We start from the raw sequence: 24,484 nt of genomic DNA, 5'->3' as shown, positions 1-24,484 counted from the left end.
CATGTGCCATCGGTGGGGAGGCGACGTCGCGTCCGCGAACCGTGGGGGGGAAGGGGTGGGCCTGGGCCGGTGCGCGCCTGTCGATTCAACCGGCTGCGGCGGTTTCCGGCGTCACCCCGGTGTATTGCGCCCGCGGCCGGATCAGGCGGTCCAGGTCCTGCTGTTCCTGGGCGTGGGCCAGCCAGCCTGCCAGGCGGCCGGCGGCGAACATCGCCAGCGCCGGCGCCGCCGGCAGGCCGTGCACGTAGCAGATCGCGGCCAGCATGCCGTCGATGTTGGGCAGCCGGCCGCTGGTCTCGGCGGTGGCGGCCAGTACCGCCTCGACCTGGCGCATCCGCGGCTCTCCATCGCGCCGGTGGCGCAGCATCGCCAGCACTTCGGCGCCGCGCGGGTCGCCGTCCGGGTACAGCACGTGGTGGAAGCCGGGCAGCTCGTCGCCGCGGCGCCAGCGTTCGGCGATGAACCCGGCCGGCGAGGCGGCCGCCGCGGCATCGGCGATCAGGGCGTAGGCGCGGGCCGTGGCGCCGCCGTGGCGCGGCCCCGACAGCGCGGCCAGGCCGGCGCTCACGGTGGCGTGCAGGTGGGCGCCGGTGGAGGCGACCACGCGCGCGGCGAACGCGGAGACATTGAGCTCGTGATCGGCGCACAGTACCAGCGCGGCGCGCACCAGGTCGGCGAACGCGGCGTCGCCCGGGCGCCAGGCGTCGGCGAGCAGGCGGTGGACCGGGCGCGCGTCCGGGGTGCCGGCCACCAGCAGGGCGGCGTTCTGGTGCAGCAGGGTGGCCGCCACCCGGCGCCGGTTCGCGGCCGCGGCGTTGAGCGAATCGCGCTGGTCCACCGCCAGCAGCGGGATCGCCGCCATCGCGCGCGCCACGGGCGGCAACGAGGCATCGGTGGCGATCGCCGCGACCGACGCCGGCCAGCCCCCAGTCGGCGGCGGATCGAACGGGTCCTGCCCGCCGCAGTCCCACAGCAGCCGCGCCGCGTCCTCGAGCGTGGCGCCCTCGCGCACCATCGCCACGGCCGCGCGGCCTCGGTAGTAGGGGCTGTCGGGCCGGATCAGCGAGATCGCCGTCTCCATCACCGGCAGGCCGCGGTCCAGGCTCTGGGCGGCGCCGCGCGCCGCGCCGCGGCCGGCCTGCCTGCGCTGGGCCAGGCGCTCGATGTCGCGGCGCAGGTACACCCGGCTGCGGTGGTCGGGCCCCGGGCGGGATTCGACCAGGCCGCGGCTGACGTAGGCGTACAGAGTGGCCGGGCTGATCCCGAGCCGCGCGCAGGCCTCGCGGGCGGACATCAGGTCGGGGTCGGCGGGGTCGGGCACGCTGGAATTCACGGAGATAGATTGATTATTGCGATCAAGATTGATCAACCCGAGGAAGGGTGACACATTGCCTGCGTCCCGCCCATCTCCTCGCCGCCCAGGCCCGCCATGTCGTCGACCCCCCTGTCCCCTGGCGCCCGGTTCCGCGCCGCGCTCGCCGCCGAATCGCCGCTGCAGGTGATCGGCGCGATCAACGCCAACCACGCCCTGCTCGCGCAGCGCGCCGGCTTCCGCGCGCTGTACCTGTCGGGTGGTGGGGTCGCGGCGGGGTCCCTCGGCATGCCGGACCTCGGCATCAACACGCTCGAGGACGTGCTGGTAGACACCCGTCGCATCACCGACGTGTGCGACCTGCCGCTGCTGGTCGATATCGACACCGGCTTCGGCCCCAGCGCCTTCAACATCGCGCGCACGGTGAAGTCGCTGGCCAAGGCCGGCGCCGCCGCCTGCCACATCGAGGACCAGGTCGGCGCCAAGCGCTGCGGCCACCGGCCGGGCAAGGAGATCGTGCCGCAGGCGGAAATGGTGGACCGGGTGAAGGCCGCGGCCGACGCGAAACCCGACGCGGACTTCTTCCTGATCGCGCGCACCGACGCCATCGCCGTCGACGGCGTGGACGCGGCGATCGAGCGCGCGGTGGCCTGCGTGGAGGCCGGCGCCGACGGCATCTTCGCCGAGGCCGCCTACGACCTCGACACCTACCGCAGGTTCGTCGACGCGGTGAAGGTGCCGGTGCTGGCCAACATCACCGAGTTCGGCAAGACCCCGCTGTTCTCGCGCGACGAACTGGCCTCGGCCGGCGTGGCGATCCAGCTGTTCCCGCTGTCGGCGTTCCGCGCGGCGAACCGGGCCGCCGAGAACGTCTACGCCGCGGTGCGCCGCGACGGCCACCAGCAGGCCGTGCTCGACACCATGCAGACCCGGGAGGAACTGTACGAGCGCATCGGCTACCACGACTTCGAGCGCAGGCTCGACGCCATGGCCGCCGCGAAACGCTGAGGCGCCCGCGGCGGCCGCCGGTCTGGTCGGCCGGCGGGCCGGACGGAGCTCTCGCTCCGGCCGGCTGCCTCCGGCACGTCTTCGCGCGGCGCGAGCGCCGCTTCGATCCTTCCAACGCAGCGCCCGTCCGCGGGCGGACACGATTCCCGGCGGCCACGGCCGCACGCCCCATGCACAAGCCGTCCAGGAGAGACCCATGAGCCAAGCCACCCCAGCCACGCCGTTCAAGCCGAAGAAGTCGGTGGCCCTGTCCGGCACCGCCGCCGGCAACACCGCGCTGTGCACGGTCGGCCGCACCGGCAACGACCTGGCCTACCGCGGCTACGACATCCTCGATTTCGCCCAGACCGCCGAATTCGAGGAGATCGCCTACCTGCTGGTGCACGGCAAGCTGCCCGGCGCGGCCGAGCTGCGCGGCTACAAGGCCAAGCTGAAGTCGCTGCGCGGACTGCCGGCCGCGGTCAAGGCCGCGTTGGAGGAGCTGCCGGCCTCGGCCCACCCGATGGACGTGATGCGCACCGGCGTGTCGGTGCTCGGCTGCGTGCTGCCGGAAGCGGCGGACCACAACCATCCCGGCGCGCGCGACATCGCCGACCGGCTGATGGCCAGCCTGGGTTCGATGCTGCTGTACTGGTACCACTGGAGCCACAACGGCCGCGTCATCGACGTCGAGACCGACGACGACTCCATCGGCGGCCACTTCCTGCACCTGCTGCACGGCCACCCGCCGAAGGACAGCTGGGTGCGGGCGATGCACACCTCGCTGATCCTGTACGCCGAGCACGAGTTCAACGCCTCGACCTTCACCGGCCGCGTCATCGCCGGCACCGGCAGCGACATGTACTCCGCGATCTGCGGCGCGATCGGCGCCCTGCGCGGCCCGAAGCACGGCGGCGCCAACGAGGTCGCGTTCGAGATCCAGAAGCGCTACGACACCCCGGACGAGGCCGAGGCCGACATCCGCGCCCGGGTGGAGCGCAAGGAAGTGGTGATCGGGTTCGGGCATCCGGTGTACACCGTGTCGGATCCGCGCAACCAGGTGATCAAGCAGGTGGCGAAGGACCTGTCGGACGAGCAGGGCAGCCGCAGGATGTACGACATCGCCGAGCGCCTGGAGACGGTGATGTGGGACATCAAGAAGATGTTCCCCAACCTCGACTGGTTCAGCGCGGTGAGCTACCACATGATGGGCGTGCCGACGGCGATGTTCACGCCGCTGTTCGTGATCGCGCGCACCAGCGGCTGGAGCGCGCACGTGATCGAACAGCGCATCGACGGCAAGATCATCCGCCCGAGTGCGCACTACACCGGTCCGGAAGACCTGCAGTACGTGCCGATCGACCAGCGCGGCTGAGCCGCGCCGCGGTCCTTCCGCTGCCTAGCGGGGGGACTGCGGATGGAGGCAGGCGCGCCCGGTCCGTCTGCCCCATGCGCGTCCGGCACCGTCCACCCGTGACGGGCGCGATGCCCCGCAAAGCGGGGAAGGCGCCGCAAGAGCAGCGGTGCTGCGCGTGAACCGCCTGTCGATCGTCACCCAGTCACTCCCCGTCCGCTACACGCCACCAGCGAACCGCCCGCCATGAACAGCCAGCACCGCAAGCCCCTTCCCGGAACGTCGCTCGACTGGTTCGACGCGCGCGCAGCGGTCGAGGCCGTGCGCCCCGGCGCCTGGGCCGCGCTGCCGTACACCGCGCGCGTGCACGCGGAGAACATCGTGCGCCGCGCCGATCCGGCGCGCATCGACGATTACCTCGTGCAGCTGGTCGAACGCCGCCGCGACCTCGACTTCCCCTGGTTCCCCGCGCGCGTGGTCTGCCACGACATCCTCGGCCAGACCGCGCTGGTGGACCTGGCCGGGCTGCGCGATGCGATCGCGGAGCAGGGCGGCGACCCCGCGCAGGTGAATCCGGTGGTGCCGGTGCAGCTGATCGTCGACCACTCGCTGGCGGTCGAATGCGGCGGCGCCGACCCCGACGCGTTCACCCGCAACCGTGCGATCGAGGACCGGCGCAACGCAGACCGCTTCCACTTCATCGACTGGACCAAGCAGGCGTTCCGCAACGTCGACGTGATCCCGCCCGGCAACGGGATCATGCACCAGATCAACCTGGAGAAGATGTCGCCGGTGGTGTACGTCCAGGACGGCGTCGCCTTCCCCGACACCTGCGTCGGCACCGATTCGCACACGCCGCACGTCGACGCGCTGGGCGTGATCGCCGTCGGCGTCGGCGGGCTGGAGGCGGAGAACGTGATGCTCGGCCGCGCCTCGTGGATGCGTACGCCGGAGATGGTGGGGGTCGAGCTGTCGGGCCGTCCCGGGCCCGGCATCACCGCCACCGACGTGGTGCTGGCGCTGACCGAGTTCCTGCGCCAGTCGAAGGTGGTCGGCGCCTACCTCGAATTCCGCGGCCCGGGCGCGGCGGCGTTGACCGTGGGCGACCGCGCCACGATCTCGAACATGGCGCCCGAGTACGGCGCCACCGCGGCGATGTTCTTCATCGACGACAACACCCTCGACTACCTGCGCCTGACCGGACGCACCGACGAGCAGGTGGCGCTGGTGGACACCTACGCCAAGGCGGCGGGCCTGTGGGCGGATGACCTCGCCGACGCGCGATACGAGCGCACGCTGCACTTCGACCTCTCCAGCGTCGAGCGCAACCTCGCCGGGCCGTCAAACCCGCACCGGCGCCTGCCCACGCGCGCGCTGGCCGAGCGCGGCATCGCCGACGCGGGCAAGCTGCTCGCCGGCCGCGCCGAGGAAGCCGGCGGCCGCATGCCCGATGGCGCGGTGATCATCGCCGCGATCACCAGCTGCACCAACACCTCCAACCCGCGCAATGTCATCGCCGCCGGCCTGCTGGCGCGCAACGCGGTGGCCCGGGGCCTGGTGCGCAAGCCGTGGGTCAAGACCTCGCTGGCGCCGGGCTCGAAGGCGGTGGAGCTGTACCTGCGCGAGGCCGGGCTGCTGGACGACCTGGAAGCGCTTGGCTTCGGCATCGTCGGCTTCGCCTGCACCACCTGCAACGGCATGAGCGGCGCGCTGGACCCGAAGATCCAGCAGGAGATCGTCGACCGCGACCTGTACGCGGTGGCCGTGCTCAGCGGCAACCGCAACTTCGACGGCCGCATCCACCCGTTCGCCCGGCAGGCGTTCCTGGCCTCGCCGCCGCTGGTGATCGCCTATGCGATCGCCGGCACGGTGCGCTTCGACATCGAAAAGGACGCGCTGGGCGTGGACGCCGAGGGCAATCCGGTCACGCTCAAGGACCTGTGGCCGAGCGATGAGGAAGTCGATGCGGTGGTCAAGGCCAGCGTCAAGCCCGAGCAGTACCGCGCCGTCTACGGGCCGATGTTCCAGCTGAAGGTCGACTCGGGCGAGCGGGTGAGCCCGCTGTACGCCTGGCGGCCGCAGTCGACCTACATCCGCCGCCCGCCGTACTGGGAAGGCGCGCTCGCCGGCGAGCGCACGCTCACCGGCATGCGGCCGCTCGCGGTGCTGGGCGACAACATCACCACCGACCACCTCTCGCCGTCGAACGCGATCCTGCGTTCGAGCGCGGCCGGCGAGTACCTGGCGTCGATGGGCGTGCCGGAGGAGGACTTCAACTCCTACGCCACCCATCGCGGCGACCACCTCACCGCGCAGCGCGCGACCTTCGCCAACCCCAAGCTGCTCAACGAGATGGTGCGCGAGGCCGACGGAAGCGTGCGCCAGGGCTCGCTGGCGCGGATCGAGCCGGACGGCACGGTGGTGCGCATGTGGGAGGCGATCGAGACCTACATGCAGCGCAGGCAGCCGCTGGTGATCATCGCCGGCGCCGACTACGGCCAGGGCAGCTCCCGCGACTGGGCGGCCAAGGGCGTGCGCCTGGCGGGCGTGGAGGCGATCGTGGCCGAGGGCTTCGAGCGCATCCACCGCACCAACCTGGTCGGCATGGGCGTGCTGCCGCTGGAGTTCGCGCCCGGCACCACGCGGCTGACGCTCGGGATCGACGGCACGGAAACCTTCGATGTCACGGGCACGCGCGCGCCGGGGGCGACGCTGACGCTGAGGATCCACCGCCGCGACGGCTCCACCACCGACGTGCCGGTGACCTGCCGCCTGGATTCGGACGAGGAGGTGTCGATCTATGAAGCCGGCGGCGTGCTGCAGCGCTTCGCCCAGGATTTCCTCGCCCAGGCGAACACCTGACCCATGCATCGCCCACGCGTAGCCCGGATCAGCGCAGCACATCCGGGGCGCCGCGCAGGTGCGGGACGCCGCACGCAGGATCGCGCCGCTCTCGCCCGGTTCCGTCGCCCGGGTAGCCGCGGCGCCACCGGTGACCGCGCGCCGCGCCCGCGGGACATGCGGGACGTCGTGAGCAGGCGATCCACTCGTCGGGTGGGCGATGCGTCCGGATTGTCACGGAGTTCCCGGATGCGCTTCGCTTATCCGGGCTACGCGGGCTACGCGGGCTACGCGGGTGACGCGGGTGACGCGGGTGACGCGGTGATAGAGCCGGTGGGTCGGTGCGACGCGGATGTCGAACGCGGGCACGGCGGCTCGTCGTGCAGGCACACCCGCCCACCCGGAGACCGAGCATGACCGATGCCAACGCCACCCCGACCACCGGCACCGTCCGCCTGCACCGCGTGCTGCGCGCGCCGCCCGAGCGCGTCTACCGCGCCTTCCTCGATGCCGGTGCGATGGTGAAATGGCTGCCGCCGAACGGCTTCACCGCGACCATGCACGAGTTCGACCCGCGTGTCGGCGGCGGCTACCACATGTCGTTCACCAACTTCGGCACGGGGTCGAGCCACGCCTTCCGCGTGCGCTACGTCGAGCTGGTGCCCAACGAGCGCATCCGCCAGACCGATACCTTCGACAATCCCGGGTTGCCGGGCGAGATGCAGGTGACGGTGACCCTGGACAAGAGCGTCGCCGGCACCGAACTGCGGATCGAGCAGGCCGGCATCCCGGCCGCGATCCCGGTGGACTTCTGCTACATGGGCTGGCAGGAATCGCTGGAACTGCTGGCGAAGCTGGTGGAGCCGGAGATTCCCGATGGCGCCTGACGGATCGCGTCACGAGCGCTCGGGTAGGCCGTCCGGGAGCGACGGCGACGCTGCCGACGATGTCGTTCCCGACGCCTGGTGGCCAGCGGGCAGCGGTTTGCCACGACTGCTCTTCCTGGCCAGGTTGCGGACCGCCTGCGCTGGCGTCGTGACCTCCCGCTTGGAAACCGTTGGCGTAGCGCGTCTGCTGGGCGCCTCGATGAGCCCGATCGATCTGCTTCACCAGAGTCTGTCCGATCGCTACAGGGACACTGCGGAGATCCGTCGGCGATTGTTGCGCGCGGGCGACGGCGTCCGCGCGCAGGCGTTCAGCCTGTCGCTCGACCGCCTCCGGTGCGCTCCCAACGAGCGCGGAAGCCGCAATGTCGAGTTATGGATGAAGGCGGACTGCGAAGCGCTGACCACGCTGGTGACTGCGATCAATGACGGCGTTTGCAGACAGGGCCTGCCGAGGGGCGGCGGACATCGCCCCCACTTGACGGTGAGCTACACCTTCCATGGTCGGATGCCGTCCCTGCAAAGGCTTCCCGAAGTCGAGGTGTCGATCGATGCTTTCGAACTGGTCGTCGGCGGCGGGAAGCCGTATCGCTACGAGACGCTTCGCCGCTGGATGCTGTCCCCCGCCTCACCGAGCACGTCGCAGCCGTCTCTCTTCTGACCCGTAGAAGCGAACAGGAATCCGCATGACCCACCGCCCCCAGCTCCGCATTCCCGCCACCTACATGCGAGGCGGCACGTCGAAGGGCGTGTTCTTCCGCCTGGACGACCTGCCCGTGGCCGCGCGCACGCCGGGCCCGGCGCGCGATGCGCTGCTGCTGCGGGTGATCGGCTCGCCCGACCCCTATGGCAAGCACACCGACGGCATGGGCGGGGCGACCTCGAGCACCAGCAAGTGCGTGATCATCGCGCCGTCCACGCGCCCGGACCACGACGTCGACTACCTTTACGGCCAGGTCTCGATCGACAGCGCCTTCGTCGACTGGAGCGGCAATTGCGGCAACCTGTCCTCGGCGGTGGGGCCGTTCGCGATCGCGCACGGGATGCTCGATCCCGCGCGCGTGCCGCGGGATGGCACCGCCACGGTCCGCATCTGGCAGGCCAACATCGGCAGGACCATCCTCGCCCACGTGCCGATGGCCGACGGGCAGGTGCAGGAAACCGGCGATTTCGAACTCGACGGGGTGACCTTCCCGGCGGCGGAGATCGTGCTCGAGTTCCTCGATCCCTCCGACGAGCCTGCCCCCGCGCAGGCGGGGGGCGAGGGCGGCGGCGCGATGTTCCCCACCGGTCATCTGGTCGACACGCTCGACGTACCCGGTCTGGGGATGCTGCGCGCCACGCTGATCAGCGCCGGCATCCCCACCGTGTTCGTCGACGCCGCCGACATCGGCCTCGACGGCACCGAACTGCAGCCGGCGATCAACGACCGCCCCGCCGCGCTGGCGAAGCTCGAAGCGATCCGGGTGGCCGGCGCGCTGCGCATGGGCCTGATCGCGCACGCCGACGAGGCGATCCGGCGGCAGCACACGCCGAAGGTCGCGTTCGTCGCGCCGCCTGCGGCCTACGTGGCATCGAGCGGCAAGGCGATCGCGGCAGGCGACATCGACCTCAACGTGCGCGCGATGTCGATGGGCAAGCTGCACCACGCGATGATGGGCACCGCCTCGGTCGCCATCGCCACCGCGGCCGCGGTGCCGGGCACACTCGTGAACCTGGCCGCCGGCGGCGGCACGCGCGAGGCGGTGCGCTTCGGGCATCCGTCGGGCACGCTGCGCGTCGGTGCGGCGGTGGCCCAGGTGGACGGGCGCTGGACGGTGACGAAGGCGGTGATGTCACGTTCGGCGCGGGTGCTGATGGAGGGCGCGGTGCGGGTGCCGGCGGAAACGCTGGACTGAGGGTCGCGCCAGGGCTCGACCCGGCCACGGTCCCGGCATCCTGGTCGGCATGCAGGAGGGACTGGCGCGGCGGGCCGCCCCCATCCGCCCCTTCGGGGCACCTTCCACCCGTGAAGCGCGCGATGCCCCGTTGAACGGGGGACGGACGTCCCATGCGATGCCCCTCGGTCCAGCGGCGCCAGACCCGCTCCGCCCGGCCCACCGCACGCCGCGCTACTGCGGACCCGGCTTCCCGAAACGCTCGCCGAAGAAGTCGCCGTCGTTCCAGCGCGGGCGCTGCGGGGCGTCGCCGGTGATGCGGCCGATGCGGGCGTTGAGCGTGGCCAGGCGCGCGGCGTCGCCGTACTGGATCGGCAGGTCCACCTGGTCGCAGGGCTGGTGGTAGCAGTTGCGCAGGAACCAGGTGGCGGCCACCCGCGGGTCCTGGTCGGGATTGGCGCCGACCACGCCGGCCATCAGGTACACCGCGGGCACGCCGGCGCGCACGAAGGCGTACTGGTCGCTGCGCACGAACACGGTCTCCTCCGGGAACGGATCGGGCGAGAGCGTCACCCCGATTTCGGCTGCGGCGGTCTCCAGCACCTGGCCGAGCGAGGAATGGTCGACGCCGATCGGCACCACGTCGGTGGTCGGTGCGGTCAGCATCGGCATGTCCATGTTGATGTTCGCGACCGCCTCGCCGTCCACCGACGGCCGGTTGGCGAACCACTCCGCGCCGAGCAGGCCCTGTTCCTCGCCGGTGAGCGCGACGAACGCCATCGAGCGCTTCGGCCGCGGCCCGCCCTGCAGCTCGCGCGCGGCCTCGAGCAGGATCGCCACGCCCAGGGCGTTGTCGATCGCGCCGTTGCGGATGCGGTCCTCGCGCCCCTGCGCGTCGGTCACCGGTTCGCCGGTGCCGATGTGGTCCAGGTGCGCGGTGTAGACCACGTGCTCGGCGGCCAGCGCCGGGTCCGCGCCCGGCAGGCGCGCGACCACGTTGCGCGAGGCCAGCGGCTCGATGCGCGTGCGGCCGGCCAGCCGCAGCGTGCCGGGCAGGGCGAAGCTGCGCAGCTCGCCCGCGCGCGCGGCGTCGAACAGCTGCGCCGCGGTGCGGTCGCCGCCGGCGAACAGTGCGTCGGCGGCGGTGGCGCTGACCACCGCGCTGGCGCGCAGCTGCGGCCAGGCGTCGATCGCGCCGCCGTCGTCGCCGCGCAGCCGCATCGAGGGCTGGGTGGCGTTCTGCACCGACCGCGCCCACGGGTTGCGGACCTCGTCGTCGGCGGTGTTCACGTACACCACGCCCACCGCACCGCGTTCGGCCACGTTGCGCAGCTTTTCGCGGGTGGACGAGTGGAACGCGCGCTGGGTGGGTTCGAAGCGTGCCGGCGCACCGCCGAACATCACCGCGATGCGGCCGTCCAGGTCCACGCCGGCGAAATCGTCGTGGCCCAGGTCCGGCGCATGCACGGCCTGGCCAACGAACACCGCCGGCGCGTCGACCGCGGCCTCGGCGGCGTGGAAGTTGGCCAGCGGCAGGAACTGCCTGCGCGGTTCGAGCGCGATGGTCCCGCCGTCGCGGACGATGTCCAGCCGCGCCCCGTCGAACTGCACCGTCGCCTGCAGCAGCGGCACCGCCTGGAACCAGCTGCCGTCGTCGCCGGCGGGCGCCAGTCCGATCGCCTCGAACTGCGAGGCCACGTAGTTCGCGGCGCGATCGAAGCCCGGCGTGCCGGTGCGGCGGCCCTCCATCGCGTCGTCGGCCAGGGCGCGCACGTCGGCCTCGATGCGCTGGCCGGCCGCGGTGTCGTTGGGTGGAGGCGGGGTGGCGGGCGGGGCGGCCGCGTCGGCCGCGGGTTCGGCTGGCGCGGCGGGGGCCGGCGGCGCGGCGTCGCGCTGGCAGGCGGCCAGCAGCAGGCCGCACAGCAGCGGCAGGCAGGCGGAACGGAGCGTGGGCAGCGGCATCGGCATCGGCGGTCGCGACAGGCGGGCGACCGACGCTAGCACCGCCCGCGCGCGCGCGCCAACGCGCGCGCCGCCCGTCCTGCGCGGGCCGTGCGCGCGGCGTGGCGGGTGTCATCCGGCCGCCATCCCCCGCGCGCAGCCTGCATCGGCCACGCGTCGCGCGGATTGATCGCGGTCAATGCGGCCCCGGGCCGGCTCCGTGATCATCACCTGCGACAGGCCGTCCCGGCCGGCGACGCAGTGCGCGCCGACTCCGCTCCCCCGCCGCGTCGATCTCCGCCGCGGCCTCCGCCCGCCCACGCCAAGAGGTGATGCCATGCCCGCCGCCCCCGACCTGCCCATGGCCCTGTGGAAAGCCAACCTCGACCTGCAGCTGCGCATCGGCCGCCTGCTGCAGGACAGCACCCGCGACTGGATGGACCTCGGCACCCGCGCAGCGGGCGAGGGCGCGACCGAGATCGAAGCCGAGGCCCGTCGGCTGCTGCACGGCGGCAACTGGCAGGCGCTCGCGGCGCTGCCGGTGGAGGCCTTCTGGCGCCAGGCCGAACAGCGGGTCGGCGACGGCCAGGCCCTGAACCAGCTGGTGCTGCGCGCGCAGGAGGATTTCGTGCGCGGACTGGCCGAAGCGCTGGGAGACTGGCAGTCGCAGCTGGCCGCCGCCTGGTCCGGCGGCGCCCCCGCGACCGGCCTGCCCGACCCCGGCGCAGCCTGGAACGACCTGCTGCGCGGCTGGCAGGCCGCCCTCGCGGATCTGGTGCCGGGCGCGGCCGGCGCGCGCCCGCGTGCAAGCGCGCCGCCGCGCGGCGGGCGCGAGCATGCGGGCCACGATGCGCCCGCCCGCACCGCTGCCGCATCTCCGCCCCCCACCAGGCCTGCCGCGGCCGCGCGGACGTCCGCGGCCCGCAAGGCGGCCGCCCCACGCAAGCGCGCCCCGGGCAAGGGATCGCGCGGGCGTGGCGGCTGACCCGGCGGCGGTCGCGACCCCGGCGCCGGGGCCGGTTCCGGCCTGGCACGCGATCGCCGCCGATGACGCGCTCGCGCGCCTGGGCTCCGCGCCCGATGGCCTGGCCCCGGACGAGGCCGCCAGCCGGCTCCGGGCGCACGGTCCCAACGCGCTGCCGGCCGCACGCGCGGTGCCCGGCTGGCGCCGCCTGCTGCGCCAGTTCAACGACCCGCTGATCCTGTTCCTGCTCGCCGCGGCGGTGCTCGCGGCGGGGCTGGGGCACCTGGTCGATGCCGCGGTGATCAGCGCCGTGGTGCTGGTCAACGCGGTCGTGGGCGTGGTGCAGGAAGGGCGCGCCGAGCAGGCGCTGGCGGCGCTGCGGTCGATGCTGGCGCCGACGGCGCGGGTGCTGCGCGGCGGCGCGCGCGAGGCGGTCGCGGTGGAATCGCTGGTGCCGGGCGACATCCTGCTGCTGGAGGCCGGCGACCGGGTGCCCGCCGATGCGCGGGTGCTGCGCGCCCGCGGCCTGCGCGTGGACGAGGCGGTGCTGACCGGCGAGTCGGTCCCGGTCGACAAGCAGGCCGACCCGGTGGACGCCGCCACCGACCTCGGCGGGCGCGTGTCGATGCTGTACTCCGGGACCCTGGTCGCGGCCGGCCAGGCGGTGGCGCTGGTGGTGGCCACCGGCGTCGCCACCCAGATGGGCCGCATCGGCACACTGCTCGGGCAGGTGGACAGCCTGGCCACCCCGCTGCTGCAGCAGATCCGGCGCTTCGGCCGCGCATTCACCGCGCTGGCCATCGCCGCGGCCGCGGCGCTGTTCGTGTTCGCGGTGGTCGCGCGCGGCTACGCCTGGCTCGACGCGCTGATGGTGGTGGTGGCGCTGGCGGTGGGTGCGGTGCCCGAGAGCCTGCCGGCGGTGATCACCATCACGCTGGCGATCGGCGTGCGCCGCATGGCCGCGCGCAATGCCATCGTCCGTCGCCTGCCCGCGGTCGAGACCCTGGGCGCGACCACCGTCATCTGCTCCGACAAGACCGGCACGCTGACCCGCAACGAGATGAGCGCGCGCAGCATCGCCACCCGCGCCGGGACGGTGGACGCCGGCGGCAGCGGCTACGCGCCGAGCGGCGCCCTGCTGGCGCGCGACGGCGGCGATGTCGCGCTCGCCTCCGCCCAGCGCGTGGCGCGCATCGGCCTGCTGTGCAACGACGCCCGCCTGCACGAAGACGAGGACGGGCAGTGGCGGGTGGACGGCGATCCGATGGAAGGCGCGCTGCTCGCACTGGCCGCGCGCGCCGGCTTCGACGACGCCGCGCTGCGCAGCGCGTACCCCCGCCTGGACGAGGTGCCGTTCGACGCCGCGCACCGCTACATGGCCACCCTGCACGCCGACACCGAGGACGGCCACGCGCTGCTGTGCGTGAAGGGTGCGCCGGAACAGGTGCTTGCGCTGTGCAGCGCGCAGGCCGGCGCGACGGGCGAGCCCGAAGCGCTCGACCACGCGCCCTGGCGCGCCGCGATCGACGCCGCGGGAGCCCAGGGCCAGCGCGTGCTCGGCTTCGCCTGGCGCCGGCTGCCGCAGGTGCCGGAGCGGCTGGCGCAGGAGGATGTGCGCGACCTGGTGTTCGCCGGCATCGTCGGCTTCATCGATCCGCCGCGCGACGAGGCGGTGCAGGCCGTGGCCGCGTGCCGCGCCGCCGGGATCGCGGTGAAGATGATCACCGGCGACCACGCCGCGACCGCCGAGGCCATCGCCCGCCAGCTGCGCCTGGCCGACGGGATCCGCGTGGTCACCGGCCACGCGCTGGAGGACGTGGCCGACGACGCGCTGCCGGCGCTGGCCGAGCGCGCCACGGTGTTCGCCCGCACCACGCCCGAGCACAAGCTGCGCATCGTGCGCGCGCTGCAGTCGCGCGGCCACACCGTGGCGATGACCGGCGACGGCGTCAACGACGCGCCCTCGCTCAAGCAGGCCGACATCGGCGTGGCGATGGGCCACAAGGGCACCGAGGCGGCCAAGGAAGCCAGCGAGATGGTGCTGGCCGACGACAACTTCGCCTCCATCGCCGCCGCCGTGCACGAGGGCCGCGCGGTCTACGACAACATCCGCAAGGTGGTGGCCTGGACCCTGCCCACCAACGGCGGCGAAGCGCTGGCGGTGGTGCTCGCGATCGCCTTCGGCTGGGTGCTGCCGATGACGCCGCCGCAGATCCTGTGGATCAACATGGTGCTCACCATCACCCTGGGGTTGTCGCTGGCGTTCGAACCGCCGGAACCGGGCGTGATGGCGCGGCCGCCGCGCCGGCGCGAGGCACCGCTGGTCTCGCCCTTCATGCTGTGGCGGATCGTGCTGGTGTCGCTGCTGTTCAGTGCCGGCGCGTTCGGCGTGTTCGCCTGGGCGCAGGCGCGCGGGCACGACGTCGCCACCGCGCGCACCATGGTGGTGAACATGTTCTGCGTGCTCGAGATCTTCTACCTGTTCAGCGTGCGCTACCTGCACGGCACCTCGTTCTCGCTGCGCGGACTGCGCGGCACGCCGGCGGTGCTGTGGGCGATCGCGGCGGTGGTGCTGGCGCAGCTGGCCTTCACCTACCTGCCGTGGATGCATGCGCTGTTCGACAGCCGCCCGGTCCCGCTGCTCGAAGGCGTGGTGATCGTCGCCACCGGGGTCGCACTGCTGGCGCTGCTGGAGGGCGAGAAGTGGCTGCTGCGGCGGCTCGGCGTGTTCGAGGAACTGCAGTCCGTGGCACGATCGCAGCCCACGCCACTGGACCCGAGCGCATGACCACCCCCGGCTCCGGCCTGCTGCTGGCCACCGACCTCGCGCCGCGCTGCGACCGCGCCACCGACCGCGCCCTCGCCCTCGCTCGCGGCCTCGGCGGACGCGCGGTCGCCGCCACCGTCGTCGAGCCGTCCGAACGCACCGCGCGCAACGTGCCGCGGCACGACCTGCCGGGCTGGTACACCGAACCCAGCGACGCGCAGCTCGCGCGCCAGCGGCTGGAGCCCGAGTTCGCGGCCGCCGCGCGCGCCTGGGAGGTGCAGGTGCGTGAAGGCGCGGCGGGCGAGCAGCTGGCCCGGTTGCTCGACGCGATCGCCCCCGCGCTGGTGGTCACCGGCCCGGTGCAGGCCACGGCGCGGCCGCCGGTGGTGCTGGGCTCGACCCTCGACCGCCTGCTGCGCCGCCCAGGCATCGCCCTGCTGATGGTGCACGAACGCGTGCACCGGGCCTACCGCCGCCTGCTGCTGGCGAGCGATTTCTCCGCGCCGTGCGCCGCCGCGCTGCAGCGCGCGCGGACGCAGTTTCCGGACGCGAAGTTCACCGTGCTGCACGGCTACTCGGTGCCGATGCTGGGCCTGCTCGACAGCAGCCGCGACCAGGCCATCGCGGATGCGGCCACGCGGCTGCGCGAGGAGGGCCGGGCCTTCCTGCGCGAGGCCGGCGTCGACGACGGCGTGGAGCTGCTGGTCGAGCACGGGGATCCGGCGCGGCTGGTGCAGCAGTACGTCGACAGCGTCGGCGCCGACTTGGTGGTGCTGGGCACCAACGGCCGCAGCGGCATCCACGAGCTGCTGGTGGGCAGCGTCGCGCGGCGCATGCTGACCACGGTGCGCGCGGACATGCTGGTGGTGCGTCCATGACGACCGCCGACGCGCACACGCTGCGCATCCTGCGCAACCGGACCTTCGACGAGCTTGCCGTGGGCGACACTGCGGCGATCGAGCGCACGCTTTCGGTGCAGGACATCCAGCTGTTCGCGCTGCTCTCGGGCGACCTCAACCCGACCCACGTCGATCCCGATTTCGCCGCTTCCACCCCGGACAGCGGCGTGATCGCGCACGGCATGTGGGGCGGCGCGCTGATCTCGGCGGTGCTGGGCACGCGCCTGCCCGGCCCGGGCACCGTGTACCTGGGCCAGACGCTGCGCTTCCATGCGCCGATCCGCCCCGGCGACCGGCTGCGCATCCAGGTCGAGGTGACCGCGCTTGAACCGGCGTCGCGACGCGTGACCCTGGCGTGCCGATGCCTCAACCACGACGGCGCGGTGGTCATCGACGGCGAGGCGCAGGTGCTCGCGCCCGACCGCCGCATCGAACGCCCGCGCACCGCGCTGCCCGGGATCCGCCTGGACGCCACCGGCAACGACGGGCTGCAGCGCCTGCTGGCGCATGTCGCGCCGCTGGAGCCGGTGCGCGTGGCGGTGGTGCATCCCTGCGATGCGCTCAGCCTGGCCGGCGCGCTGGATGCGCGCGAGGCGGGGCTGATCGTGCCGGTGCTGGTCGGCCCGCGCGCGCGGATCGAAGCCGCGGCGGCCGAGGCCGGCGTGTCGCTCGACGGCGTCGCGATCGAGGACGTGGCGCACAGCCATGCCGCCGCCACGCGCGCGGTCGAACTGGCGCGCGCCGGCGAGGTGGAAGCGCTGATGAAGGGCAGCCTGCACACCGACGAGCTGATGTCGGCGGTGGTGTCGTCCGCCTCCGGCCTGCGCACCAAGCGCCGCGTCAGCCACTGCTTCGTGCTGCAGACGCCGCACTATCCGCGTCCGTTCATCGTCACCGACGCGGCGATCAACCTCGCGCCCGATCTCGCGCAGAAGGCCGACATCGTGCGCAACGCGATCGACCTGGCGCACGTGATCGGCGTGGATGCGCCGAAGGTGGCGATCCTGGCCGCGGTGGAGACGGTGACGCCATCGATGCCCGCCACGCTCGATGCCGCCGCGCTGTGCAAGATGGCCGACCGCGGCCAGATCACCGGCGGCGTGCTCGACGGCCCGCTCGCCTTCGACAACGCCGTCTCGCCCGCCGCCGCGCGCACCAAGGGCATCGAATCGGACGTCGCCGGCCAGGCCGACATCCTGGTGGTGCCGGACTTGGAGAGCGGCAACATGCTCGCCAAGCAGGTGATGTTCATGGGCGACGCGGCCAGCGCCGGCATCGTGCTCGGGGCCAGGGTGCCGATCGTGCTCACCAGCCGCGCCGACGCCCGCGAATCGCGCCTGGCCTCCTGCGCCATCGCGTTGATGCTCGCGCACCGCTACCGCACCGACCCGCCCTGATCCGACGGTGGCCGTAGCCCGGATAAGCGCAGCGCATCCGGGGACCCGCATCACCCCGATGCGCTGCGTCTGCGGTCCGCGGGTTCAAACCTGCCGCCACGGTGGGTGTTGCCGCGGATGTGTGGTGGTCGCGCCAGGCCCCCGGATGCGCTCCGCTTATCCGGGCTACGTGTAGGCACGAAACCCAGCACGCGCCGCGCCCTGGCGCGCCCTCATCCGTATTCGGCACCTTCTACCCCGGCGGGCATCCATTCCCGCAAGCGGGAGTCGGAACCGTCGGGGCCTTGACTCTGGACCCGGGTCCAGGGTGCAGACTGGCCGTCCTCCCGCATCGGAGTGCCCCCATGTCGAGCATGAGCATCGGACAACTCGCGCAGCAGGCCGGGGTCGCGATCGACACCGTGCGCTACTACGAACGCAACGCGCTGCTCGCGCCCGCCGGCCGCCTGGCCTCGGGCTACCGCCGCTACGGCGCCGCCGAACTCAAACGGCTGCGCTTCATCCGCCGCGCCAAGGCGCTCGGTTTCCCGCTCGACGACATCCGCGACCTGCTCGGCCTGGGCGCGCGCGGCGACGTGGCCAGCATCCGCCAGGCCGCGCAGCTGCGGCTTGCCGACGTCGACGCCCGCATCGCCGAACTGCAGCGGGTGCGCAGCGGGCTGCAGGCGCTGGTGACGGCCTGCCCCGGGCATGGCCGCGCCGAAGATTGTCCGATCCTCAATGCGCTGGCCGGCGAGGACGCGCCATGACCCGCGACACGCCCCATGCCGTGCAGGGCCACGACGCGCCGCTGCGCGATCCGGTCTGCGGTATGACGGTGGGCCGCGATTCGCCGCATCGCGTCGAACACGCCGGCCGCAGCTGGCGCTTCTGCTCCGCGCGCTGCGCGGAGAGGTTCGCCGCCGAGCCCGCCCGTTACACGGGCGCCACCGGATCCGCATCCTGCTGCGGCAGTCACGACAGTCACGGCAGCCACGGCAGCCACGGCAGCCACGGCAGCCACGATCATCACAGCCACGGAGAACACGCCGCCCCCCGGCCTCCGCGCCCCGAACCGCTCCCCGCCGGCACGATCTACACCTGCCCCATGCACCCGGAGATCCGGCAGGACCACCCCGGCACCTGCCCCAGGTGCGGCATGGCGCTGGAACCGGAACTGCCGAGCCTCGAGGACGACGACAATCCCGAACTGCGCGACTTCTCGCGCCGCTTCTGGTGGACCCTGCCGCTGACCGCCGCGGTGTTCGTGCTGGCCATGTTCGGGCACCGCCTGCACCTGTTCGGCATGGCCACGCAGAGCTGGGTCGAACTGGTGCTGGCCACGCCGGTGGTGCTGTGGGCGGGCGCGCCGTTCTTCGTCCGCGGCTGGCAGTCGATCCGCAACGCCAGCCCGAACATGTGGACGCTGATTTCGCTTGGCACCGGCGCGGCGTATCTGTACAGCGTGGTCGCCACGCTCGCGCCGGGCGTGTTCCCGGCGGCGTTCGCGTCGATGGGCCGGGTGTCGGTGTACTTCGAGGCCGCGGCGGTGATCATCTCGCTCACCCTGCTGGGCCAGCTGCTGGAACTGAAGGCGCGCGCGCAGACCTCGGCCGCGATCCGCTCGCTGCTCGGGCTGGCGCCGAAGACCGCGCGCCGCCTGCGCGACGACGGCAGCGAGGAGGACATCCCGCTCGAACACGTGCACGTCGGCGACCGCCTGCGCGTGCGTCCGGGCGAGAAGGTGCCGGTCGACGGCGAGGTGGTCGAAGGCGGCAGCAGCATCGACGAATCGATGCTCACCGGCGAACTGCTGCCGGTGCGCAAGGCCCAGGGCGACCGCGTGATCGGCGCCACCCTCAACACCGCAGGCGCCCTGGTGATCCGCGCGGAGCGCGTCGGCGCGGCCACCCTGCTGGCGCAGATCGTGCAGATGGTGGCGCAGGCGCAGCGGTCGAAGGCGCCGATGCAGCGGCTGGCCGACGTGGTCGCCGGGCGCTTCGTGCTGGGCGTGGTCGCGGTCGCGGTCGCCGCGTTCTTCGGCTGGGGCCTGTTCGGGCCGGAACCCGGCTGGGTCTACGGCCTGATCGCCGCGGTCTCGGTGCTGATCATCGCCTGTCCCTGCGCGCTGGGGCTGGCGACGCCGATGTCGATCATGGTCGCCACCGGTCGCGGCGCCACCCGCGGCGTGCTGTTCCGCGATGCCGCGGCGATCGAGCGGCTGCGCGAGGTCGACACCCTGGTGGTGGACAAGACCGGCACCCTCACCGAGGGCCGGCCGGCGTTCGGCGAAGCGCACGCCGCCGACGGCTTCGACGCCGATCAGGTCCTGCGCCTGGCCGCCAGCCTCGACCAGGGCAGCGAGCATCCGCTGGCCGACGCGATCGTCGCCGCAGCGCGCGAACGCGGCATGGCGCTGGCGCCGGTGGACGAGTTCGAATCGAGCTCCGGCATCGGCGTGCGCGGCCGCGTCGAAAGCCGGCAACTGGCGCTGGGCAACACCGCGCTGATGCGCGAGGTGGGGATCGACCCGGCGCCGCTGGCCGCGCGTGCCGAGGCGCTGCGCGGCGAGGGCGCCAGCGTGATGTTCCTCGCCGTCGACGGCGCGCTGGCCGGGCTGCTGTCGGTCTCGGATCCGGTCAAGGCCAGCACGCCCGACGCCCTGGCCGCGCTGCGCGATTCCGGCCTGCGCATCGTCATGGCTACCGGCGACGGCCTGACCACGGCCAACGCCGTGGCCGCGCGCCTGGGGATCGACGAGGTGCATGGCGAGGTGCGGCCCGAGGACAAGCTGAAACTCATCGAACGCCTGCAATCGGAAGGACGCGTGGTGGCGATGGCCGGCGACGGCATCAACGACGCGCCGGCGCTGGCGAAGGCGGACGTGGGCATCGCCATGGGCACCGGCACCGACGTCGCCATGGACAGCGCCCAGGTCACCCTGGTCAAGGGCGACCTGCGCGGCATTGCGACGGCGCGCGCGCTGTCGCAGGCCACCGTGCGCAACATGCGCCAGAACCTGTGGTTCGCGCTGGCCTACAACGGCCTGGGCGTGCCGATCGCGGCGGGCGTGCTGTATCCGTTCATCGGCCTGCTGCTGTCGCCGATGATCGCGGCACTGGCGATGAGCCTGAGTTCGGCCTCGGTGGTCGGCAACGCGCTGCGCCTGCGCGGCCAGCGGCTTGCAATCGCGGAGTCGCCGCGGGAGGCTGCGGCATGAGTTCGAGAACGGACGACCGTGACGCCACCCGCGGCGACCTCGTGCTGGTGCTCAACTGCGGCTCGTCCAGCATCAAGTTCGCGCTGTTCGATGCCGGCGTCGATCCGCTGCCGCGCAAGCCCGCGTGGAATGGCAAGGTGCAGGGCATCGGCGGCCCGTCGCCAACCTATGGAGAGACCGGCATCGATCCCGCGCCGGCGGACCTCGCTGGCGAACATCCGCACCTGGCCGCGCTGCAGCGCATCCGCGAAGGCGTGGTCGCGCGCCTCGGCGGACGTCGTCTCGCGGCCGTCGCCCACCGCGTGGTGCACGGCGGCAGCCGCTACTTCGAACCCGTGCGCGTCGACGCCGGCGTGCTGGACGACCTGCGCGGCTACATCCCGCTCGCGCCGCTGCACCAGCCGTTCGCGCTGGAGGCGATCGACATCCTGCTGCGCGAACGCCCCGACCTGCCGCAGGTGGCCTGCTTCGACACCGGCTTCCACCACACCCTGCCCGACGTGGAAACACTCCTGCCGCTGCCCTGGGACGCCTGGCAGCGCGGCCTGCGCCGCTACGGCTTCCATGGCCTGTCGTACGAGTACATGGCCACCGCGCTGCCCGAGCGCCATGGCGCACTCGCGAACGGCCGCGTGGTGGTCGCGCACCTGGGCAGCGGCGCCAGCCTGTGCGCGATGCAGGACCTGCGCAGCGTCGCCACCACCATGGGCTTTTCCGCGCTCGACGGGCTGATGATGGGCACCCGCACCGGGGCGCTCGATCCCGGCGCGCTGCTGTACCTGATGGAGATCGAGAAACTCTCGCTGGAAGAAGTGGCGCAGACGCTCTACCACCGCTCCGGCCTGCTCGGCGTGTCGGGCCTCTCGTCCGAACCGCGCGTGATCGTGCGCCACGAGGGCGACGCAGGCGAGGCGGGAGAACGCGCGCGCCTGGCACTGGCGTTGTACGTGCGCCGGATCGTGCGCGAGATCGGCGCCATGGCCGCGGTGCTGGGCGGGCTGGACCTGCTGGTGTTCACCGCCGGCGTGGGCGAGCACAACGCCTTCGTGCGCGAGCGCGTGTGCCAGGGCCTCACCTTCCTCGGGATTGCGCTGGATCAAGGCGCCAACGCCGCCGATGCGGCGATCATCTCCACCGGCGACAGCCGCGTGCGCGTCGGCGTGGAGCCGACCAACGAGGAATGGGTCGCCGCCCGCGACGCCCTCGCGGTGCTCCGGGCGTCGGCGGGCTGACCGGAAAAACGGGGGTCAGAGTCGAATTTCCCCCGCATGTTCAATCTCCATCGATACCCGAGGGAAAGTTCGACTCTGACCCCGGTTTTGCTCCCACCGCTCCGGAGAAGCCCCTTGCTCCTCGGCCTCGACACCGACCTGTGGAAGATCCTGCTGGCGCTGCTGCTGGTGCCGCTGGCCACTGTCGGGCTGCTGAACCTCGCCCTGCGCCGCCGCGGCGGCGTGGGCCTGGCGTGGGGCGGGGTGCTGTTCGTCGCGATGGCCGCCCTGATCGCGGTGCTGCTGATCCTGGACAAGGTGCGGCTGTGAGCCGCGCCCACCCGGGACGCCCTCCGCACGCGCCGGCTCGGGCCAGGCGTCGGACCCCGGCGTCACCCCGGCAAGCGCCCGCCGCACCGACGCGCAGGGGCGTTCGACCCCAGCCGCGGCCCTGAGCCCGTTTCCCGTCCGCCACCCCGCACAGGAGGCCCGACCCATGGACACCCCGCACACCCCACGCACGCGCTGGCGCGCCGGCCACGGCCCCATCGTCCACCGCGAGGCCACCGTCGCCGCCAGCGAGGCCTTGGTCGCGCGCCTGGTCGCGCAGGGCCGCCTCGACGATGCCGACGCCGCCTGGCGCCTGTTCGCCGCCGCCGACCGTCTGGCCTGCGTGGCGATGAACGTGGTCGCGCACATGACCTACGCCCGCCGCTTCGACCCGGACGGCGCGCCGCTGCAGCCCGACGACTTCAAGCCCGCGCCCGAAGGCCACACCGGCGGGTCGCTCAACATGGTGCCGGCCTTCGTCGGCTACCTGCTGGCCAATGCGCTCACCGCCACCACCCGCGGCTGGATCATGGGCCAGGGCCACTGCGTGGCCGCGATCGAGGCGGTGAACGCGCTCACCGGCGATGTCTCGCCCCGCCAGCGCGGCCGCTACGACCGCAGCGCGGCGGGCCTGTCGCGCCTGTGCGCCGACTTCTATTCCTACGCCATCGACGCGCAGGGCCGCCCGGCCGTGCCGCTGGGCAGCCACGCCGGCCCCAACACCGCCGGCGCGGTATCCGAAGGCGGGTATCTCGGTTTCGCCGGCCTGCAGTACGTGCATATGCCGCTGCCGGGCGAATCGCTGGTGGCCTTCCTGAGCGACGGCGCGTTCGAGGAGCAGCGCGGCGCGGACTGGGCTCCGCGCTGGTGGCGCGCGCAAGACAGCGGCTTCGCCATCCCGGTGATGATCCTCAACGGCCGCCGCATCGAGCAGCGCACCCAGATCGTGCAGGAAGGCGGTGCGCCGTGGCTGGCCGAGGACGTGCGCCACAACGGCTTCGACCCGCGCATCGTCGACGGCCGCGATCCGGCCGCCATCGCCTGCGCGATCGTCGAGGCCGAGGACGCGCTGCGCGCCTTCGCCGACGACCCGCAGCACCGCTACCCCGCACCGCTGCCCTACGTGATCGCCGAGACCGAAAAGGGCTACGGCTTCCCCGGCGCCGGCACCAACGCCGCGCACAACCTGCCGCTGGGCGGCAACCCGCACCGCGACGCCGCCGCGCGCGCGCTGTTCAACCAGGGCGCCGCCGCCCTGCGCGTGCCGCCGGTCGAGCTCGACGACGCGCTCGCGGCCTTCGCCGTGCACCACGCGCAGCAGCGCCCGTCCGAAAGCGCGCACCCGATGGCGCGCCGCCATCCCCCGGCGCCGGTGCTGCCCGAGCCCGGGTGGGAACCGTTGGGCGGCGCCAGCAGCGCCATGGCCGCGCTCGACCGCTGGTTCGTCGCCCTGGTGCGCGCCAACCCGTCGCTGCGCGTGCGCGTGGGCAATCCCGACGAGCTGGCCAGCAACAAGATGGGCGACACCCTTGCGCTGCTGCGCCACCGCGTGAACGCGCCCGAGCCCGGCGTGCACGAGGACCTGCACGGCGCCGTGATCACCGCGCTCAACGAGGAAGCCGTGGCCGCCGCCGCGCTCGGCAACAAGGGCGGGCTGAACCTGATCGTCAGCTACGAGGCCTTCGCCATGAAGATGCTCGGCCTGCTGCGCCAGGAGATCATCTTCGCCCGCCACCAGCGCGAGGCCGGCCAGGCCCCGGGCTGGCTGCCCGTGCCGCTGGTGGTCACCTCGCACACCTGGGAGAACGCCAAGAACGAACAGTCGCACCAGGACCCGACCATCGGCGAGGCCCTGCTCGGCGAGATGTCCGACACCGCGCGCGTGCTGTTCCCGCTCGACGGCAACACCGCCGTCGCCGCACTGCGCGACGTCTACGCCGGCCGCGGGCAGCTGGCCTGCCTGGTGGTGTCCAAGCGCGAGGTGCCGCACCACTTCGATGCGCAGGCCGCGCAGGCGCTGGTGCGCGACGGCGCGGCGCACGTGGTCGGCGACCCGGCGACGGCGAAGGTGCAACTGGTCGCCATCGGCGCCTACCAGCTGGAGGAAGCGCTGAAGGCGCGCGCGCACCTCGCCGAACGCGGGCTGGACGCATGCGTCAGCGTGATCATCGAACCCGGGCGGCTGCGCATCCCGCGCGATGAACTGGAACAGGAGTTCGTGCTCGACGACGCCCGGCTGCACGCGCTGTTCCCGCCCGGACTGCCGCGGGTGGTCCTCACCCATACCCGACCGGAACCGATGCTGGGGCTGCTGCGGCGGATCGACGGTGGCCCGAAGAAAACGCGGGCGCTGGGCTATATCAGTCGTGGCGGCACGCTGGACGTCGCCGGGATGCTGCTCGCCAATCGCTGCACGGCGATGCATGCGGTGGAGGCGGCGGCAGGCGTCGCCGGATAGGAGCCCGGGCCCGGTCTCGGATGCGTCGGTGCATCAAGCCGATCGGTGCGGGGCGGGAAATAT

General features: G+C 73.0%; 17 protein-coding genes. 15 read left to right on the top strand and 2 right to left on the bottom strand.

Annotated features, from left to right (window positions below):
* Positions 1-85 precede the first annotated feature (85 nt).
* Positions 86-1,333 (bottom strand): citrate synthase family protein, encoded by a 1,248-nt coding sequence (locus QFW80_RS00825; RefSeq protein WP_280599023.1) that lies wholly within the window; start codon positions 1,331-1,333, stop codon positions 86-88.
* Between the two features lie 96 nt (positions 1,334-1,429).
* Here QFW80_RS00825 and prpB point away from each other — a divergent pair, with 96 nt between their 5' ends.
* The 6 genes from prpB to prpF all read left to right on the top strand — a co-directional run bounded on the left by prpB (position 1,430) and on the right by prpF (position 9,276).
* Positions 1,430-2,320 (top strand): methylisocitrate lyase, encoded by an 891-nt coding sequence (gene prpB / locus QFW80_RS00820; RefSeq protein ID WP_280599021.1) that lies wholly within the window; start codon positions 1,430-1,432, stop codon positions 2,318-2,320.
* A gap of 196 nt (positions 2,321-2,516) precedes the next feature.
* Positions 2,517-3,674 (top strand): bifunctional 2-methylcitrate synthase/citrate synthase, encoded by a 1,158-nt coding sequence (prpC, locus tag QFW80_RS00815; RefSeq protein ID WP_280599020.1) that lies wholly within the window; start codon positions 2,517-2,519, stop codon positions 3,672-3,674.
* Between the two features lie 225 nt (positions 3,675-3,899).
* Positions 3,900-6,515, top strand: coding sequence for a Fe/S-dependent 2-methylisocitrate dehydratase AcnD (acnD, locus tag QFW80_RS00810; RefSeq protein ID WP_280599019.1), 2,616 nt, complete (start codon positions 3,900-3,902; stop codon positions 6,513-6,515).
* A 392-nt stretch (positions 6,516-6,907) separates the two neighbouring features.
* Positions 6,908-7,381, top strand: coding sequence for an SRPBCC family protein (locus QFW80_RS00805; protein ID WP_280599017.1), 474 nt, complete (start codon positions 6,908-6,910; stop codon positions 7,379-7,381).
* Entirely contained in the window at positions 7,371-8,039 is a 669-nt protein-coding gene (locus QFW80_RS00800; RefSeq protein WP_280599016.1) for a hypothetical protein, read from the top strand. Before QFW80_RS00805 ends, QFW80_RS00800 begins: the two co-directional genes overlap by 11 nt.
* A 25-nt stretch (positions 8,040-8,064) precedes the next feature.
* Positions 8,065-9,276, top strand: coding sequence for a 2-methylaconitate cis-trans isomerase PrpF (gene prpF, locus QFW80_RS00795; RefSeq protein WP_280599014.1), 1,212 nt, complete (start codon positions 8,065-8,067; stop codon positions 9,274-9,276).
* Positions 9,277-9,489: 213 nt separating this feature from the next.
* Here the strand turns inward: prpF and QFW80_RS00790 are convergent, their stop codons facing one another.
* Entirely contained in the window at positions 9,490-11,223 is a 1,734-nt protein-coding gene (locus QFW80_RS00790) for a M20/M25/M40 family metallo-hydrolase (protein ID WP_280599013.1), read from the bottom strand.
* Between the two features lie 310 nt (positions 11,224-11,533).
* Between QFW80_RS00790 and QFW80_RS00785 the strand changes: the two genes are divergently transcribed.
* The 9 genes from QFW80_RS00785 (at position 11,534) to QFW80_RS00745 (ending at position 24,421) form a co-directional block, all read left to right on the top strand.
* Positions 11,534-12,181: a phasin family protein gene (locus tag QFW80_RS00785; protein ID WP_280599012.1), complete on the top strand. Its 648-nt coding sequence runs from the start codon at positions 11,534-11,536 to the stop codon at positions 12,179-12,181.
* On the top strand, positions 12,171-14,948 hold the full coding sequence (locus tag QFW80_RS00780; RefSeq protein ID WP_280599011.1) for a cation-translocating P-type ATPase: 2,778 nt from the start codon (positions 12,171-12,173) through the stop codon (positions 14,946-14,948). Before QFW80_RS00785 ends, QFW80_RS00780 begins: the two co-directional genes overlap by 11 nt.
* The gene (locus QFW80_RS00775; RefSeq protein ID WP_280599010.1) at positions 14,945-15,805 is read left to right on the top strand and encodes a universal stress protein; all 861 of its coding nucleotides are present in this window, start codon (positions 14,945-14,947) and stop codon (positions 15,803-15,805) included. Before QFW80_RS00780 ends, QFW80_RS00775 begins: the two co-directional genes overlap by 4 nt.
* Positions 15,802-17,223, top strand: a complete 1,422-nt coding sequence (locus tag QFW80_RS00770; RefSeq protein ID WP_280599008.1) for a bifunctional enoyl-CoA hydratase/phosphate acetyltransferase — start codon at positions 15,802-15,804, stop codon at positions 17,221-17,223. Before QFW80_RS00775 ends, QFW80_RS00770 begins: the two co-directional genes overlap by 4 nt.
* A gap of 353 nt (positions 17,224-17,576) precedes the next feature.
* On the top strand, positions 17,577-17,972 hold the full coding sequence (locus tag QFW80_RS00765) for a MerR family transcriptional regulator (protein WP_280599007.1): 396 nt from the start codon (positions 17,577-17,579) through the stop codon (positions 17,970-17,972).
* Positions 17,969-20,422 carry a heavy metal translocating P-type ATPase gene (locus tag QFW80_RS00760; RefSeq protein WP_280599006.1) on the top strand — a complete coding sequence of 818 codons (2,454 nt, stop codon included), beginning with the start codon at positions 17,969-17,971 and terminating at the stop codon, positions 20,420-20,422. Before QFW80_RS00765 ends, QFW80_RS00760 begins: the two co-directional genes overlap by 4 nt.
* Positions 20,419-21,654, top strand: a complete 1,236-nt coding sequence (locus QFW80_RS00755; RefSeq protein WP_280599005.1) for an acetate/propionate family kinase — start codon at positions 20,419-20,421, stop codon at positions 21,652-21,654. The genes QFW80_RS00760 and QFW80_RS00755 overlap by 4 nt, the downstream gene beginning before the upstream one ends.
* 114 nt (positions 21,655-21,768) lie before the next feature.
* Positions 21,769-21,963 (top strand): hypothetical protein, encoded by a 195-nt coding sequence (locus QFW80_RS00750; RefSeq protein WP_280599003.1) that lies wholly within the window; start codon positions 21,769-21,771, stop codon positions 21,961-21,963.
* Between the two features lie 166 nt (positions 21,964-22,129).
* On the top strand, positions 22,130-24,421 hold the full coding sequence (locus QFW80_RS00745) for a phosphoketolase family protein (protein ID WP_280599002.1): 2,292 nt from the start codon (positions 22,130-22,132) through the stop codon (positions 24,419-24,421).
* Positions 24,422-24,484 lie beyond the last annotated feature (63 nt).

This window comes from Luteimonas rhizosphaericola (genome assembly GCF_029888045.1).
Lineage (GTDB): Bacteria > Pseudomonadota > Gammaproteobacteria > Xanthomonadales > Xanthomonadaceae > Luteimonas > Luteimonas rhizosphaericola.
Note: the sequence above shows the minus strand (reverse complement) of the source record. Positions and strands in the feature narration are given on the sequence as shown.

Excerpts from the sequence above, each read along its gene's own strand:
- QFW80_RS00770 (WP_280599008.1), top strand. The coding sequence starts at position 15,802 with ATGACGACCGCCGACGCGCACACGCTGCGCATCCTGCGCAACCGGACC.
- QFW80_RS00745 (WP_280599002.1), top strand. The coding sequence starts at position 22,130 with ATGGACACCCCGCACACCCCACGCACGCGCTGGCGCGCCGGCCACGGC.
- prpC (WP_280599020.1), top strand. The coding sequence starts at position 2,517 with ATGAGCCAAGCCACCCCAGCCACGCCGTTCAAGCCGAAGAAGTCGGTG.
- QFW80_RS00790 (WP_280599013.1), bottom strand. The coding sequence starts at position 11,223 with ATGCCGATGCCGCTGCCCACGCTCCGTTCCGCCTGCCTGCCGCTGCTG.
- prpB (WP_280599021.1), top strand. The coding sequence starts at position 1,430 with ATGTCGTCGACCCCCCTGTCCCCTGGCGCCCGGTTCCGCGCCGCGCTC.
- QFW80_RS00800 (WP_280599016.1), top strand. The coding sequence starts at position 7,371 with ATGGCGCCTGACGGATCGCGTCACGAGCGCTCGGGTAGGCCGTCCGGG.
- QFW80_RS00785 (WP_280599012.1), top strand. The coding sequence starts at position 11,534 with ATGCCCGCCGCCCCCGACCTGCCCATGGCCCTGTGGAAAGCCAACCTC.
- QFW80_RS00805 (WP_280599017.1), top strand. The coding sequence starts at position 6,908 with ATGACCGATGCCAACGCCACCCCGACCACCGGCACCGTCCGCCTGCAC.
- QFW80_RS00765 (WP_280599007.1), top strand. The coding sequence starts at position 17,577 with ATGAGCATCGGACAACTCGCGCAGCAGGCCGGGGTCGCGATCGACACC.
- QFW80_RS00760 (WP_280599006.1), top strand. The coding sequence starts at position 17,969 with ATGACCCGCGACACGCCCCATGCCGTGCAGGGCCACGACGCGCCGCTG.
- prpF (WP_280599014.1), top strand. The coding sequence starts at position 8,065 with ATGACCCACCGCCCCCAGCTCCGCATTCCCGCCACCTACATGCGAGGC.
- QFW80_RS00775 (WP_280599010.1), top strand. The coding sequence starts at position 14,945 with ATGACCACCCCCGGCTCCGGCCTGCTGCTGGCCACCGACCTCGCGCCG.
- QFW80_RS00755 (WP_280599005.1), top strand. The coding sequence starts at position 20,419 with ATGAGTTCGAGAACGGACGACCGTGACGCCACCCGCGGCGACCTCGTG.
- acnD (WP_280599019.1), top strand. The coding sequence starts at position 3,900 with ATGAACAGCCAGCACCGCAAGCCCCTTCCCGGAACGTCGCTCGACTGG.